The organism is Streptomyces sp. NPDC048560, assembly GCF_040650955.1.
Classification (GTDB): Bacteria; Actinomycetota; Actinomycetes; order Streptomycetales; family Streptomycetaceae; genus Streptomyces.
The window spans coordinates 134,794-148,280 of record NZ_JBEZIJ010000004.1 but is presented as its reverse complement, the minus strand read 5'-3'; the positions used below and the strand labels follow the sequence as shown (position 1 = coordinate 148,280).

Here is a 13,487-nt window from a genome sequence, read left to right as displayed (position 1 = left end):
CGTTCCGGCGGTGCGGCGGCGGTCAGTCCGACACCCCTTCCCGTTCCGCACGGACGCGTTCGGCGAGCTGGGGCGGCATCGCCTCGTGGCGGGCGTAGGCCCGGTCGAAACGCCCCGTGCCGTGCGCGAGGGACCGCAGGTCGACGGCGTACCGGCCGATCTCCAGTTCGGGCACCTCGGCCCGCACGACGGTGCGTCCGCCCGGTGCCTGTTCCGTTCCCACGACTCTGCCGCGCCGGCCGGAGAGATCGCTCATGACGGCTCCGACGTAGTCGTCGGGGATCAGGACACTGACTTCGGCCACCGGTTCGAGCAGCTGGATGCGCGTGTCCGCCGCCGCCTCGCGCAGGGCCAGTGCCCCCGCCGTCTGGAAGGCCGCGTCGGAGGAGTCCACCGAGTGGGACTTCCCGTCGAGCAGGGTGACGCGTACGTCCACGAGAGGGTGGCCCGAGGCGACCCCCCGGGCGGCCTGGGCCCTTATGCCCTTCTCGACGGACGGGATGAACTGGCGCGGCACGGCGCCGCCGACGACCTTGTCGACGAACTCGATGCCCGCGCCGGGCGGCAGCGGCTCCACCTCGATCTCGCAGATCGCGTACTGGCCGTGACCGCCTGACTGCTTGACGTGCCGGCCGCGTCCGCTGCACCGGGTGGCGAACGTCTCGCGCAGGGGGACGCGGTGGGGGACCGCGTCGACCTGGACGCCGTAGTGGCTGCGCAGCCGTTCCAGGGCGACGTCCCGGTGTGCCTCGCCCATGCACCACAGGACGACCTGGTGGGTGTCCTGGTTCTGTTCCAGGCGCATGGTCGGGTCCTCGGCGACCAGCCGCGACAGGCCCTGCGAGAGCTTGTCCTCGTCGGCCTTGCTGTGGGCGCGGATCGCGACCGGCAGCAGCGGGTCGGGCATCGTCCACGGCTCCATCAGCAGCGGATCGTCCTTGGCGGAGAGGGTGTCCCCGGTCTCGGCGGCGCCGAGCCGGGCGACGCAGGCGAGGTCTCCCGCGACGCACCGGGTGAGGGGCCGCTGCTGCTTGCCGAAGGGCGAGGTCAGAGCGCCCACCCGGATCTCGGCCTCATGGGTGGGGCGCTCCTCGTGACCCGGGTCGGTCAGGCCGTGGCCGCAGACGTGGACGGTGTCGTCGGGGCGCAGGGTTCCGGAGAAGACGCGTACCAGCGACATCCGGCCGACGTACGGGTCGGACGCCGTCTTGACGACCTCCGCGAGCAGCGGCCCCTGCGGATCGCAGACGGGAGCGGGGCGTGGTGCGCCCGCCGGGGTCGTGACGGCGGGGAGTATGCGCTCCACCGGGCTGGGGAAGCCGCCGGTGACGAGATCCAGGAGCTCGACGGTTCCGACACCCTGACGGGAGCCGTCGGCGGCGGGTGCGGCGGTGAGGACGGGGTGGAAGACACCGCGCGCGACGGCACGTTCCAGGTCGTCGACGAGGGTCTTGACGTCGATGTCACCGCCCCCGAGGTAGTGGTCCATCAGGGTCTCGTCCTCGCTCTCGGCGATGATCCCCTCGATGAGCCGGTTACGGGCGTCGCCGAGCGGTTCCCGCTCACCGTCGGCCGGGGGATGTTCCCGCCGTTCGCCGGACGAGTAGTCGAAGATCCGCTGCGAGAGCAGTCCGGTGAGCCCGGTGAGGGGCGCGTGCCCGTCCGGTGCCTGGGGGCCGCGTACGGGCAGGTACAGCGGCACCACGGCGTCGGGGTCGTCGCCGCCGAAGAGTGCCGCGCAGACCTGGGTCATGTCGTCGAAGGAGGTACGGGCCGTGTCGAGGTGCGTGACGACGATGGCCCGCGGCATTCCCACGGCCGCGCACTCGTCCCACACGGCGCGGGTCGTGCCCTCGACGGCGTCCGCCTCCTGGGCGGCCGAGACGACGAAGAGGGCCGCGTCCGCCGCGCGCAGACCGGCCCTGAGCTCCCCGACGAAGTCCGCGTAGCCGGGGGTGTCCAGCAAGTTGATCTTGTAGCCGTTCCATTCGACGGGGACCAGCGAGAGCTGTACGGAGCGGTGCCTGTGCTGTTCGATCTCGTCGTAGTCGGAGATGGTCCCGCCGTCCTCGACCCGGCCGGCCCGGTTGACGGCTCCCGCCGTCTGCGCGAGCGCTTCGACCAGGGTGGTCTTGCCCGATCCGCTGTGGCCGACCAGTACCACGTTGCGTATGGAGGTGGGCCGGTCGGCCGTCGCCGCCCTGCCGGCGGCCCCGGTGTGGGTGTGTGCTCTGTCGCCCATGATGTGTGCCTCCCGTTGGGGTGCGCGGGGCGCGGGGAGCGCCGCGCGATGAGGGGAGATGGCTGTGCACGGGCACGGGGGAGCCGTCACGGCGGCTTCGTCGACGCCCGCGGGTAATTCCGAGCTTTCCACTCACATCGGGCGGCGTCCATACGTCGCGCGCCGGCGCCCGGGACAGCGACACACACCTGGAGCGGGTGCCCCGCCCGTGGAGCACACGGGTCGTGACTACGATGGGCCAGCCGGTGGCCGCAGTGGCCGCACGGCCCGCCGAACCTCGGGAAGGCCATGCTGAACAAGTACGCGCGTGCATTTTTTACGCGTGTCCTCACACCGTTCGCCGCTCTGCTGCTCCGCCTGGGGGTCAGCCCCGACGCGGTCACGCTCGTCGGTACGGCCGGAGTGATGGCAGGAGCGCTGGTCTTCTTCCCGATGGGAGAGTTCTTCTGGGGCACGATCGTCATCACGGTCTTCGTCTTCTCGGACCTCGTCGACGGGAACATGGCCCGGCAGGCCGGCATCTCCAGCCGGTGGGGCGCGTTCCTCGACTCGACGCTCGACCGCGTCGCCGACGGGGCGATCTTCGGCGGCTTCGCCCTCTGGTACGCGGGCGGCGGTGACGACAACGTGCTGTGCGCCGTGGCGATCTTCTGCCTGGCGAGCGGCCAGGTCGTCTCGTACACGAAGGCACGTGGAGAATCGATCGGCCTGCCGGTCGCGGTGAACGGTCTGGTGGAGCGCGCCGAGCGGCTGGTGATCTCGCTGGTCGCGGCCGGGCTCGCCGGTCTCCACGCCTTCGGTGTGCCCGGGATCGACATCCTGCTGCCGATCGCCCTGTGGATCGTCGCCGTGGGCAGCCTGGTGACGCTGATCCAGCGCGTGGTGACCGTGCGCCGGGAGTCCGCCGAGGCCGACGCGGCCGCCGCGGCGGCGGAGCAGGGGAGCGGGGCCGGTCAGTGAGCGGCACCGACAACAGCCTGCGGGACCGGTTGACGGACGGGCTCTACGGCCTCGGCTGGGGTGCCGTCAAGATGCTCCCCGAGCCGGCCGCGCGGGCGCTCTTCCGCACTCTCGCCGACCAGGTGTGGAAGCGCCGCGGCAAGAGCGTGCTGCGGCTGGAGTCCAATCTGGCGCGGGTCGTGCCCGACGCCGACGCGGCCCGTCTCGCCGAGCTGTCCAAGGCCGGTATGCGCTCGTACATGCGCTACTGGATGGAGTCGTTCCGGCTGCCCACCTGGAGCCCCCGGCGGATCAAGGACGGCATCGACGTGCGGGACGTCCACCGTCTGACGGAGGGCCTCGACGCCGGACGGGGCGTGATCATCGCCCTCCCGCACCTGGGGAACTGGGACCTGGCCGGTGCCTGGGTCACCACGGACCTCAAGGTCGGCTTCACCACCGTCGCCGAACGCCTGAAGCCCGAATCGCTCTACGACCGCTTCGTCGCCTACCGCGAGGGCCTCGGCATGGAGGTCCTGCCGCACAGCGGCGGAGCGGCCTTCGGCACGCTGGCCCGGCGGCTGCGGGCCGGCGGCCTCGTCTGCCTGGTCGCCGACCGTGACCTGTCGGCCTCCGGCGTCGAGGTGACGTTCTTCGGCGACACCGCGCGGATGCCGGCGGGCCCGGCGCTGCTGGCCCAGCAGACCGGGGCGCTGCTGCTCCCCGTCACGCTCTGGTGCGACGGCACCCCGGTCATGAAGGCGCGCATCCACCCGCCCGTCGAGGAGCCGGAGACGGGCGACCGCACCGAGAAGACGTCGGTGATGACCCAGGCGCTGGCCGATGCCTTCGCCGTCGGTATCGCCGAGCATCCGGAGGACTGGCACATGCTCCAGCGCCTGTGGGTCTCCGATCTCGACCCCCAGGGGGAACAGCCGTGAAGATCGGCATCGTATGCCCGTACTCCTGGGACGTACCCGGCGGCGTGCAGTTCCACATCCGTGACCTCGCCGAACACCTGATCCGCCTCGGCCATCAGGTCTCCGTGCTGGCACCGGCGGACGACGAGACCCCGCTGCCCCCGTACGTGGTCTCGGCCGGCCGGGCCGTCCCCGTCCCGTACAACGGGTCCGTCGCACGGCTGAACTTCGGCTTCCTGTCGGCCGCACGGGTCCGCAGGTGGCTGCACGACGGCACGTTCGACGTGATCCACATCCACGAGCCCACCTCGCCCTCGCTGGGGCTGCTCGCGTGCTGGGCGGCGCAGGGGCCCATCGTCGCCACGTTCCACACGTCCAACCCGCGTTCCCGGGCGATGATCGCGGCCTATCCGATCCTTCAGCCCGCGCTGGAGAAGATCCGCGCACGGATCGCGGTGAGCGAGTACGCGCGCCGGACCCTCGTCGAGCACCTGGGCGGCGACGCCGTCGTCATTCCCAACGGTGTCGACGTGGAGTTCTTCGCCCGTGCGGAGCCCAAGGCCGAGTGGCAGGGCGGGACCATCGGGTTCATAGGGCGCATCGACGAACCCCGGAAGGGCCTCCCGGTCCTCATGAGGGCCCTGCCCGCCATCCTCGCAGCCCGCCCGGAGACCAGGCTGCTGGTCGCGGGCCGGGGTGACGAGGAGGAAGCGGTCGCCTCCCTGCCCGAGGAACTGCGTGACCGCGTGGAGTTCCTCGGCATGGTGAGCGACGAGGACAAGGCGCGCCTGCTGCGCAGCGTGGATGTGTACATCGCGCCGAACACCGGGGGCGAGAGCTTCGGCATCATCCTCGTCGAGGCGCTCTCGGCCGCGGCGCCCGTGCTCGCGAGCGACCTGGACGCCTTCGCCCAGGTGCTCGACCAGGGCTCCGCGGGTGAGCTCTTCGCCAACGAGGACGCGGACGCGCTGGCCACGGCCGCGATCCGCCTCCTGGGCGACCCGGAGCGGCGCGCCGGGCTCCGGGAGCGGGGCAGCGCACACGTGCGCCGTTTCGACTGGACGACCGTGGGCGCCGACATCCTCGCCGTCTACGAGACGGTGGCGGACGGGGCGGCTTCGGTGGCCACGGACGAGCGCACGGGGCTGCGGGCGCGGTTCGGGCTGGCCCGGGACTGACAGCGGCGGCGGACGTTCCGCGCCGCACCCCAACTCCCGTTGTGCCGCGGCCCGTTCACCGGCCCCGGCCGCCGTGGGTGACGCCGGTCCGGCCGTCGGGGCGCGGGGGGCTGCCTGGAACCGGGCCGTACGACGGTAGCCTTGCCGCCCGTGACCGAAACCCTCATCTGGATCGCCGTCGCGCTGGTCGCGATCGGCCTGTACCTCAGCTGGACCGCCGGAAGGCTGGACCGGCTGCACGCCCGGATCGACGCGGCCCGGGCCGCGCTCGACGCCCAACTGCTGCGCCGCGCCTCGGTCACCCAGGAACTGGCCACCTCCGGTGTCCTCGACCCGGCCGCCTCCATCGTCCTGTACGAGGCGGCGCACGCCGCCCGGCAGGCCGAGGAGGAGCAGCGGGAGGTGACCGAGAGCGAGCTGAGCACCGCGCTGCGGGCCGTCTTCGGTGAGACGGCCCAGGTCGACGCCGTGAAGGAGATCCCGGGCGGCGTCGAGGCGGCGGCCGAACTGGCCGCCGCGGTGCGGCGGGTGCCGATGGCACGGCGCTTCCACAACGACGCGGTGCGCGCGGCCCGCGCACTGCGCAGACACCGCACGGTGCGCCTCTTCAGGCTGGCCGGACACGCGCCCTTCCCCCTCGCCTTCGAGATGGACGACGAGCCACCGGTGGCACTCGCGGACCGTCCCGGATCCTGAGACGGGGTCCAAAACGATCCACGGGCTACTTATTGGCCCTTGCTGTGGACTGGTCCCGGAGCGTTTGCTCAGGCTTGCTCCAGTCCGCGTCTTCTCCCAGTGAGGTCGATCCGTGTCCACGCTTCCCAGCACCCAGCAGTCCACCGACTCCCCGGCCATCGGCACCAGCCGCGTCAAGCGCGGTATGGCCGAGCAGCTCAAGGGCGGCGTGATCATGGACGTCGTCAACGCCGAGCAGGCGAAGATCGCCGAGGACGCGGGCGCCGTGGCCGTCATGGCGCTGGAGCGGGTGCCCGCCGACATCCGCAAGGACGGCGGCGTGGCCCGGATGTCGGACCCGAACATGATCGAAGAGATCATCGAGGCCGTCTCCATCCCGGTCATGGCCAAGTCGCGCATCGGCCACTTCGTCGAGGCCCAGGTCCTGCAGTCCCTCGGCGTCGACTACATCGACGAGTCCGAGGTCCTGACCCCGGCCGACGAGGTCAACCACAGCGACAAGTTCGCCTTCACGACCCCCTTCGTCTGCGGCGCCACCAACCTGGGCGAGGCCCTGCGCCGTATCGCCGAGGGCGCGGCCATGATCCGCTCGAAGGGCGAGGCCGGCACCGGCAACGTCGTCGAGGCCGTCCGCCACCTGCGCCAGATCAAGAACGAGATCGCCCGGCTGCGCGGCTACGACAACAACGAGCTGTACGCCGCCGCCAAGGAGCTCCGCGCCCCGTACGAGCTGGTCAAGGAGGTCGCCGAGCTCGGCAAGCTGCCCGTCGTCCTCTTCTCCGCGGGCGGCGTCGCGACCCCCGCCGACGCCGCGCTGATGCGTCAGCTCGGTGCCGAGGGCGTCTTCGTCGGCTCCGGCATCTTCAAGTCGGGCGACCCGGCCAAGCGTGCCGCCGCCATCGTGAAGGCCACCACGTTCTACGACGACCCGAAGATCATCGCGGACGCGTCGCGCAACCTCGGCGAGGCCATGGTCGGCATCAACTGCGACACCCTCCCCGAGACCGAGCGCTACGCCAACCGCGGCTGGTAGTTCACTGATGAGCGACACCCCTGTGATCGGAGTCCTGGCTCTCCAGGGCGACGTACGGGAACACCTGATCGCCCTGGCCTCGGCGGACGCCCTGGCCAGGCCGGTCCGGCGTCCCGAGGAGCTCGCCGAGGTCGACGGTCTCGTCATCCCCGGCGGCGAATCCACCACCATGTCCAAGCTCGCCGTGCTCTTCGGCATGATGGACCCGCTGCGTGAGCGCGTCCGTGCCGGAATGCCGGTCTACGGAACCTGCGCCGGCATGATCCTGCTCGCCGACAAGATCCTCGACCCCCGCTCGGGTCAGGAGACCGTCGGCGGGATCGACATGATCGTGCGCCGTAACGCCTTCGGACGACAGAACGAATCGTTCGAGGCTGCCGTCGCCGTCGACGGCATCGCGGACGGGCCGGTCGAAGGCGTGTTCATCCGGGCACCCTGGGTCGAATCCGTCGGGGCGCAGGCCCAGGTGATCGCCGAGCACGGCGGTCACATCGTGGCGGTACGGCAGGGAAACGCCCTTGCCACGTCATTCCACCCGGAACTGACCGGGGACCACCGGGTTCACGCACTCTTCGTCGACATGGTGCGCGCAGTCCGCTGACTCGACCCCGGTAGGATCTCTCGGGTTCGGATCGATTTTGGTGACGCGAAGGAGAAGGCAGATGTCCGGCCACTCTAAATGGGCTACGACGAAGCACAAGAAGGCCGTGATTGACGCCAAGCGCGGCAAGCTCTTCGCGAAGCTGATCAAGAACATCGAGGTCGCGGCCCGCTCCGGCGGTGTCGACCCCGAGGGCAACCCGACGCTCGTCGACGCCATCCAGAAGGCGAAGAAGAGCTCCGTCCCGAACAAGAACATCGACTCCGCGGTCAAGCGCGGTGGCGGTCTCGAAGCGGGCGGCGCCGACTACGAGACGATCATGTACGAGGGCTACGGTCCGAACGGTGTCGCGGTGCTCATCGAGTGCCTCACCGACAACCGGAACCGCGCCGCCTCCGACGTGCGGGTCGCCATGACCCGTAACGGCGGCTCGATGGCCGACCCGGGTTCGGTCTCGTACCTCTTCAACCGCAAGGGCGTCGTGATCGTCCCCAAGGGTGAGCTGTCCGAGGACGACGTCCTCGGTGCCGTGCTCGACGCGGGTGCCGAGGAGGTCAACGACCTCGGTGAGACGTTCGAGGTCGTCAGCGAGGCCACCGACATGGTCGCGGTCCGTACCGCGCTCCAGGAGGCCGGTATCGACTACGACTCCGCCGAGGCCAACTTCCTGCCCACCATGCAGGTCGACCTCGACGAAGAGGGCGCACGCAAGATCTTCAAGCTCATCGACGCGCTGGAGGACAGCGACGACGTGCAGAACGTCTTCGCCAACTTCGACGTCTCCGACGAGGTCATGGAGAAGGTCGACGCCTGACATCCGGGCAGTCGCCGCACAGGCGGGGCCGACGGGCCGACGGGGACACACCCCGTCGGCCCGTCGCATTGTCAGTGCGAGCCGATAGCCTGCGGGAACAGTTGACCGATCGGTGAAGTCGGCGGAGGGAGGGGGCGCTTCATGCGTGTACTCGGCGTGGACCCGGGGCTGACCCGGTGCGGGGTCGGAGTCGTCGAAGGCCTGGCGGGACGCCCCCTGACGATGGTCGGGGTCGGCGTCGTGCGCACCCCGCCCGACGCGGAGCTCGGGCACCGGCTCGTCGCCATCGAGCGCGGCATCGAGGAGTGGCTCGACACCTACCGGCCCGAATTCGTCGCCGTGGAGCGGGTGTTCAGCCAGCACAACGTGCGTACGGTGATGGGCACCGCCCAGGCCAGCGCGGTCGCCATGCTCTGCGCCTCCCGGCGCGGCATCCCCGTGGCCCTGCACACCCCGAGCGAGGTCAAGGCCGCCGTCACCGGCTCCGGACGCGCGGACAAGGACCAGGTCGGCGCGATGGTGACACGGCTCCTGCGGCTCGACGCGCCACCGAAGCCGGCCGACGCCGCCGACGCCCTCGCGCTCGCCATCTGCCACATCTGGCGGGCCCCCGCGCAGAACCGGCTCCAGCAAGCCGTCGCAGCCCATCGCACCCTGAAAGGCCGTACCGCATGATCGCCTTCGTATCGGGCCCGGTGGCCGCCCTCGCTCCGACCACGGCCGTGATCGAGGTCGGCGGCGTCGGCATGGCCGTCCAGTGCACCCCCCACACCCTCGCCGGCCTGCGAATCGGCAAGGAGGCCAGACTGGCGACCTCCCTCGTCGTGCGGGAGGACTCGCTCACGCTCTACGGCTTCGCCGACGACGACGAGCGCCAGGTCTTCGAGCTGCTCCAGACGGCCAGCGGAGTCGGCCCCCGGCTCGCCCAGGCCATGCTCGCCACGCACAGCCCCGACGCCCTGCGCATCGCCGTCGCGACCGGCGACGAGAAGGCGCTCACCGCCGTCTCGGGCATCGGTAAGAGGGGCGCCCAGAAGCTGCTCCTTGAGCTCAAGGACAGACTCGGGGAGCCGGTCGGAGCCCACATCGGCCAGCAGGGCATCGGCACCGCGGTCACCTCCGGCTGGCGAGACCAGCTCCAGGCCGCCCTGATCGGACTCGGGTACGCGACCCGCGAGGCCGACGAGGCCGTCACGGCTGTGGCCCCGCAGGCCGAGGCCGCGATTGCGGAAGGCGCCCAGCCACCCGTACCCCAACTGCTGCGCGCCGCCCTCCAGACGCTCAACCGCGCACGCTGACCAGGTCGTATCCGCAAAGTCTCGCGCGCCCCGCCCTTCGGCGGACGGCGACACCTTGCGGACACGACCGGCACCACACCGGCCCGGCACCGCACGGCCCGGCACCGAGACACCCGAGGCGGGACTGACCGAATGAACTGGGACGAGACCGGACCCGACACCGACGAGCGCGCGCACCTCGTCGACGAGCGGCTGGACGACCGGCTGGTCGACGCCGGGGCCGACGGCGAGGACACCGCGGTCGAAGCGGCGCTGCGCCCCAAGGACCTCGACGAGTTCGTCGGCCAGGAGAAGGTCCGGGAGCAGCTCGACCTGGTCCTCAAGGCCGCCCGCGCCCGCGGAGCCACCGCCGACCACGTCCTGCTCTCCGGCGCCCCCGGCCTCGGCAAGACCACCCTCTCCATGATCATCGCCGCCGAGATGAACGCCCCGATCCGGATCACCTCGGGCCCCGCCATCCAGCACGCGGGCGACCTCGCGGCGATCCTGTCCTCCCTCCAGGAGGGCGAGGTCCTCTTCCTCGACGAGATCCACCGCATGTCGCGGCCCGCCGAGGAGATGCTCTACATGGCCATGGAGGACTTCCGGGTCGACGTGATCGTCGGCAAGGGGCCCGGCGCCACCGCGATCCCCCTGGAACTGCCGCCCTTCACCCTGGTCGGCGCCACCACCAGGGCCGGCCTGCTGCCGCCGCCGCTGCGCGACCGCTTCGGGTTCACCGGTCACATGGAGTTCTACGCCCCCGCGGAACTGGAGCGCGTCATCCACCGCTCCGCCCGCCTCCTCGACGTCGAGATCGACGTGGCCGGCGCCGAGGAGATCGCCGGACGCTCCCGGGGCACGCCCCGCATCGCCAACCGGCTGCTGCGCCGGGTCCGGGACTACGCCCAGGTCAAGGCCGAAGGCCGGATCGACCAGGACATCGCATCGGCCGCCCTCAAGGTGTACGAGGTCGACGCCCGCGGCCTGGACCGCCTCGACCGGGCCGTCCTCGGCGCCCTGCTGAAACTGTTCGGCGGAGGGCCCGTGGGTCTGTCCACCCTCGCCGTCGCGGTGGGGGAGGAGCGGGAGACCGTCGAAGAGGTCGCCGAGCCCTTTCTCGTACGCGAGGGACTGCTGGCGAGGACCCCGCGCGGCAGGGTTGCCACCCCCGCGGCCTGGGCACATCTGGGCCTCGTTCCGCCACAGCAAGGCGGAAAGGGACAACAGGGCCTGTTCGGGGCGTGAAGAATCACAGGTTGGCCCGAAGAGGAACCTGGGTGCGATGCTGGGCGTTGTTCCAACGATGCGGACTCGCTTAGACTCCGCCGATGCCGCCCGTACAGGCGGCGTACCCACCCCCGTAGACCAGGCCGCATCCCAACGCGGTCGTGCGAAGGAATTTCCGTCCCGTGAATATCGTGACTCTCCTCCCCTTCATCGTGCTCATCGGGGCCATGTTCCTGATGACCCGGTCCGCCAAGAAGAAGCAGGCGGCGGCTGCGCAGATGCGTAACGACATGCAGCCCGGCACCGGCGTCCGGACGATCGGGGGCATGTACGCCACCGTCAAGGAGCTTCACGACGACACGGTCCTCCTTGAGGTCGCGCCCGGCGTCCACGCCGTCTACGCCAAGAACTCGATCGGTGCCGTCCTCGACGACGCGGAGTACAACCGCATCGTCCACGGCGACGACGAGGACCTGAAGGCCGAGGGCACGATCGTGCCCGACGACGCCTCCTCGCTCACCACGGACTCCGACGTCGACGCCTCGGACGCCAAGATCGACCTCGGCAAGAAGGCCGAGGCCGGCGACGCCGAGGAGAAGGACGTCGACCCGAAGGACGCCAAGGCCGACGGCGAGGGCGACACGAAGTAGTTCACGATCCGGGGACGGCGCGCGCCCACAGGTACGCGGCGTCCCACGGAGCGTGCGGTCTTCTGCGGGGGCAGGTCCCCACATCACTTCGTGGCCGCTCGGGCGCGTACCCGGCGCGGGGCGGTTGGACAGGGAGAAACGAGAAGGTGGCAGCACCGAAGAAGGGCCGAGGGCCGGCGGGCGGTCAGAGCAGGCCGGGGCGTGCCCTGGTTCTGATCCTGATCGCCATGGTCGCGCTCACTGGCGGGACGTTCCTGTCCGGTCACACCACCCCCCGGCTGGGTATCGACCTGGCCGGCGGGACATCGATCACGCTCGAGGCCAAGAACCAGCCCGGCAAGCCGAACGCGATCAACAAGACCAACATGGACACCGCGGTCAGCATCATCGAGCGCCGTGTCAATGGTCTGGGTGTCTCCGAGGCCGAGGTCCAGACGCAGGGCGAGCGCAACATCATCGTCAACATCCCCAAGGGGACGAACTCCAAGCAGGCGCAGGACCAGGTCGGCACGACCGCCCAGCTCTACTTCCGGCCCGTGGTCACGGTCACCGCCGGAACGCCTACGCCCACGGGTTCCGAGAGCCCCTCGGCGACCGGTTCGAGCACGCCCAAGGCCACGCCCAGCGCGAAGGCAGGCGACGACGAGACCGCTTCCGGCTCGAAGGCCACTCCCTCGGCGAGCGCCACCTCCCAGGGCCGTGCGGTCACCGACGGCCTGAAGAAGGACAAGACGCCCACCCCCGGCGCGAGCACCACGGACGCCCCGGCGTCGACGGAGCCGCCCGCCGCGGAGACGCCCGACCCGGCCACCGCCGCGTTGCAGAAGAAGTTCACCGAGCTCGACTGCACCGACGCCGCGGCCCGCGTGAAGGCGGGTGAGGGAGTCAAGCCCGAGGACCCCACGGTCGCGTGCAGCGCCGAGGGTGACGCGAAGTACATCCTCGGCCCGGCCGAGGTCTCCGGTACGGACGTCGATGACGCCAAGGCCCAGTTCGACCAGCAGCGGGGCATCTGGCTCGTCTCCATGGAGTTCACCGACAAGGGCTCCAAGAAGTTCCAGACGATCACCCAGAAGCTGTCGGCCCAGCAGTCGCCGCAGAACCAGTTCGCGATCTCCCTCGACGGTGAGGTCGTCTCGGCACCCCAGGTGAACGAGACCCTCAGCGGCAGCGCCGAGATCTCCGGCAGCTTCACCCAGCAGTCCGCCGAGGACCTGGCCAACGTGCTGTCCTACGGTGCCCTTCCGCTCTCCTTCGAGCAGCAGAGCGTCACCACGGTGACCGCCGCCCTCGGTGACGAGCAGCTGAAGGCCGGTCTCATCGCCGGCGCCATCGGTCTCGCCCTGGTCGTCATCTACCTGGTCGCCTACTACCGCGGCCTGGCGCTCATCGCGCTCCTCAGCCTCGCGGTGTCCGGCATCCTGACGTACACGATCATGGCCCTGCTCGGCCCGGCCATCGGCTTCGCGCTGAACCTGCCCGCGGTCTGCGGAGCGATCGTGGCGATCGGTATCACGGCGGACTCGTTCATCGTGTACTTCGAGCGCGTCCGTGACGAGATCCGTGAGGGCCGCACCCTGCGGCCGGCCATCGAGCGCGCCTGGCCCCGTGCCCGGCGCACGATCCTGGTCTCCGACTTCGTGTCGTTCCTCGCCGCCGCGGTGCTCTTCCTCGTGACGGTCGGCAAGGTCCAGGGCTTCGCGTTCACGCTCGGCCTGACCACCCTGCTCGACGTCGTCGTGGTGTTCCTCTTCACCAAGCCCCTCATGACGCTGATGGGCCGCACGAAGTTCTTCTCGAGCGGGCATCCGTGGTCCGGGCTGGACCCGAAGCGTCTCGGTGCCAAGCCGCCGCTGCGCCGCTCGCGCCGGATCAACGTCCCCACCGACCACCCGAAGGAGGCGTGA

General features: G+C 70.7%; 13 protein-coding genes. 12 read left to right on the top strand and 1 reads right to left on the bottom strand.

Annotated features, from left to right (window positions below; all coding sequences use genetic code 11):
• Window positions 1–22: 22 nt before the first annotated feature.
• Window positions 23–2,242 (bottom strand): elongation factor G-like protein EF-G2, encoded by a 2,220-nt coding sequence (locus AB0C82_RS13445; protein ID WP_362840201.1) that lies wholly within the window; start codon window positions 2,240–2,242, stop codon window positions 23–25.
• 288 nt (window positions 2,243–2,530) lie between these two features.
• On the opposite strand from AB0C82_RS13445, the gene pgsA reads away from it, so the two are divergent.
• From pgsA to secD, 12 genes are all read left to right on the top strand, one after another.
• Complete coding sequence (gene pgsA / locus AB0C82_RS13440) at window positions 2,531–3,202, top strand: phosphatidylinositol phosphate synthase (RefSeq protein ID WP_362840198.1); 672 nt, start codon at window positions 2,531–2,533, stop codon at window positions 3,200–3,202.
• On the top strand, window positions 3,199–4,122 hold the full coding sequence (locus AB0C82_RS13435; RefSeq protein ID WP_362840195.1) for a phosphatidylinositol mannoside acyltransferase: 924 nt from the start codon (window positions 3,199–3,201) through the stop codon (window positions 4,120–4,122). The genes pgsA and AB0C82_RS13435 overlap by 4 nt, the downstream gene beginning before the upstream one ends.
• A complete protein-coding gene (locus AB0C82_RS13430; protein WP_362840193.1) occupies window positions 4,119–5,279 on the top strand; it encodes a glycosyltransferase family 4 protein in 1,161 nt (386 codons plus the stop codon). The genes AB0C82_RS13435 and AB0C82_RS13430 overlap by 4 nt, the downstream gene beginning before the upstream one ends.
• A 150-nt stretch (window positions 5,280–5,429) precedes the next feature.
• A complete protein-coding gene (locus tag AB0C82_RS13425) occupies window positions 5,430–5,975 on the top strand; it encodes a hypothetical protein (protein WP_362840191.1) in 546 nt (181 codons plus the stop codon).
• Between the two features lie 112 nt (window positions 5,976–6,087).
• Window positions 6,088–7,008 carry a pyridoxal 5'-phosphate synthase lyase subunit PdxS gene (pdxS, locus tag AB0C82_RS13420; RefSeq protein WP_362840188.1) on the top strand — a complete coding sequence of 307 codons (921 nt, stop codon included), beginning with the start codon at window positions 6,088–6,090 and terminating at the stop codon, window positions 7,006–7,008.
• Window positions 7,009–7,015: 7 nt separating this feature from the next.
• Window positions 7,016–7,609 carry a pyridoxal 5'-phosphate synthase glutaminase subunit PdxT gene (pdxT, locus tag AB0C82_RS13415; protein ID WP_362840186.1) on the top strand — a complete coding sequence of 198 codons (594 nt, stop codon included), beginning with the start codon at window positions 7,016–7,018 and terminating at the stop codon, window positions 7,607–7,609.
• Between the two features lie 61 nt (window positions 7,610–7,670).
• A complete protein-coding gene (locus AB0C82_RS13410) occupies window positions 7,671–8,423 on the top strand; it encodes a YebC/PmpR family DNA-binding transcriptional regulator (protein WP_266929230.1) in 753 nt (250 codons plus the stop codon).
• Window positions 8,424–8,564: 141 nt separating this feature from the next.
• Window positions 8,565–9,098, top strand: coding sequence for a crossover junction endodeoxyribonuclease RuvC (gene ruvC / locus AB0C82_RS13405; RefSeq protein ID WP_362840182.1), 534 nt, complete (start codon window positions 8,565–8,567; stop codon window positions 9,096–9,098).
• On the top strand, window positions 9,095–9,721 hold the full coding sequence (gene ruvA, locus AB0C82_RS13400; protein WP_362840179.1) for a Holliday junction branch migration protein RuvA: 627 nt from the start codon (window positions 9,095–9,097) through the stop codon (window positions 9,719–9,721). The genes ruvC and ruvA overlap by 4 nt, the downstream gene beginning before the upstream one ends.
• Before the next feature lie 132 nt (window positions 9,722–9,853).
• Window positions 9,854–10,948 (top strand): Holliday junction branch migration DNA helicase RuvB, encoded by a 1,095-nt coding sequence (gene ruvB, locus AB0C82_RS13395; RefSeq protein ID WP_362840176.1) that lies wholly within the window; start codon window positions 9,854–9,856, stop codon window positions 10,946–10,948.
• A gap of 164 nt (window positions 10,949–11,112) precedes the next feature.
• On the top strand, window positions 11,113–11,580 hold the full coding sequence (gene yajC / locus AB0C82_RS13390; protein ID WP_362840173.1) for a preprotein translocase subunit YajC: 468 nt from the start codon (window positions 11,113–11,115) through the stop codon (window positions 11,578–11,580).
• A gap of 146 nt (window positions 11,581–11,726) precedes the next feature.
• Window positions 11,727–13,487 carry a protein translocase subunit SecD gene (gene secD / locus AB0C82_RS13385; protein WP_362840170.1) on the top strand — a complete coding sequence of 587 codons (1,761 nt, stop codon included), beginning with the start codon at window positions 11,727–11,729 and terminating at the stop codon, window positions 13,485–13,487.

What these genes read in the sequence shown, in the direction of transcription:
- AB0C82_RS13445 (WP_362840201.1), bottom strand. Translation starts at nt 2,242, where the DNA reads ATGGGCGACAGAGCACACACCCACACCGGGGCCGCCGGCAGGGCGGCG.
- pgsA (WP_362840198.1), top strand. Translation starts at nt 2,531, where the DNA reads ATGCTGAACAAGTACGCGCGTGCATTTTTTACGCGTGTCCTCACACCG.
- pdxT (WP_362840186.1), top strand. Translation starts at nt 7,016, where the DNA reads ATGAGCGACACCCCTGTGATCGGAGTCCTGGCTCTCCAGGGCGACGTA.
- AB0C82_RS13410 (WP_266929230.1), top strand. Translation starts at nt 7,671, where the DNA reads ATGTCCGGCCACTCTAAATGGGCTACGACGAAGCACAAGAAGGCCGTG.
- ruvC (WP_362840182.1), top strand. Translation starts at nt 8,565, where the DNA reads ATGCGTGTACTCGGCGTGGACCCGGGGCTGACCCGGTGCGGGGTCGGA.
- ruvA (WP_362840179.1), top strand. Translation starts at nt 9,095, where the DNA reads ATGATCGCCTTCGTATCGGGCCCGGTGGCCGCCCTCGCTCCGACCACG.
- ruvB (WP_362840176.1), top strand. Translation starts at nt 9,854, where the DNA reads ATGAACTGGGACGAGACCGGACCCGACACCGACGAGCGCGCGCACCTC.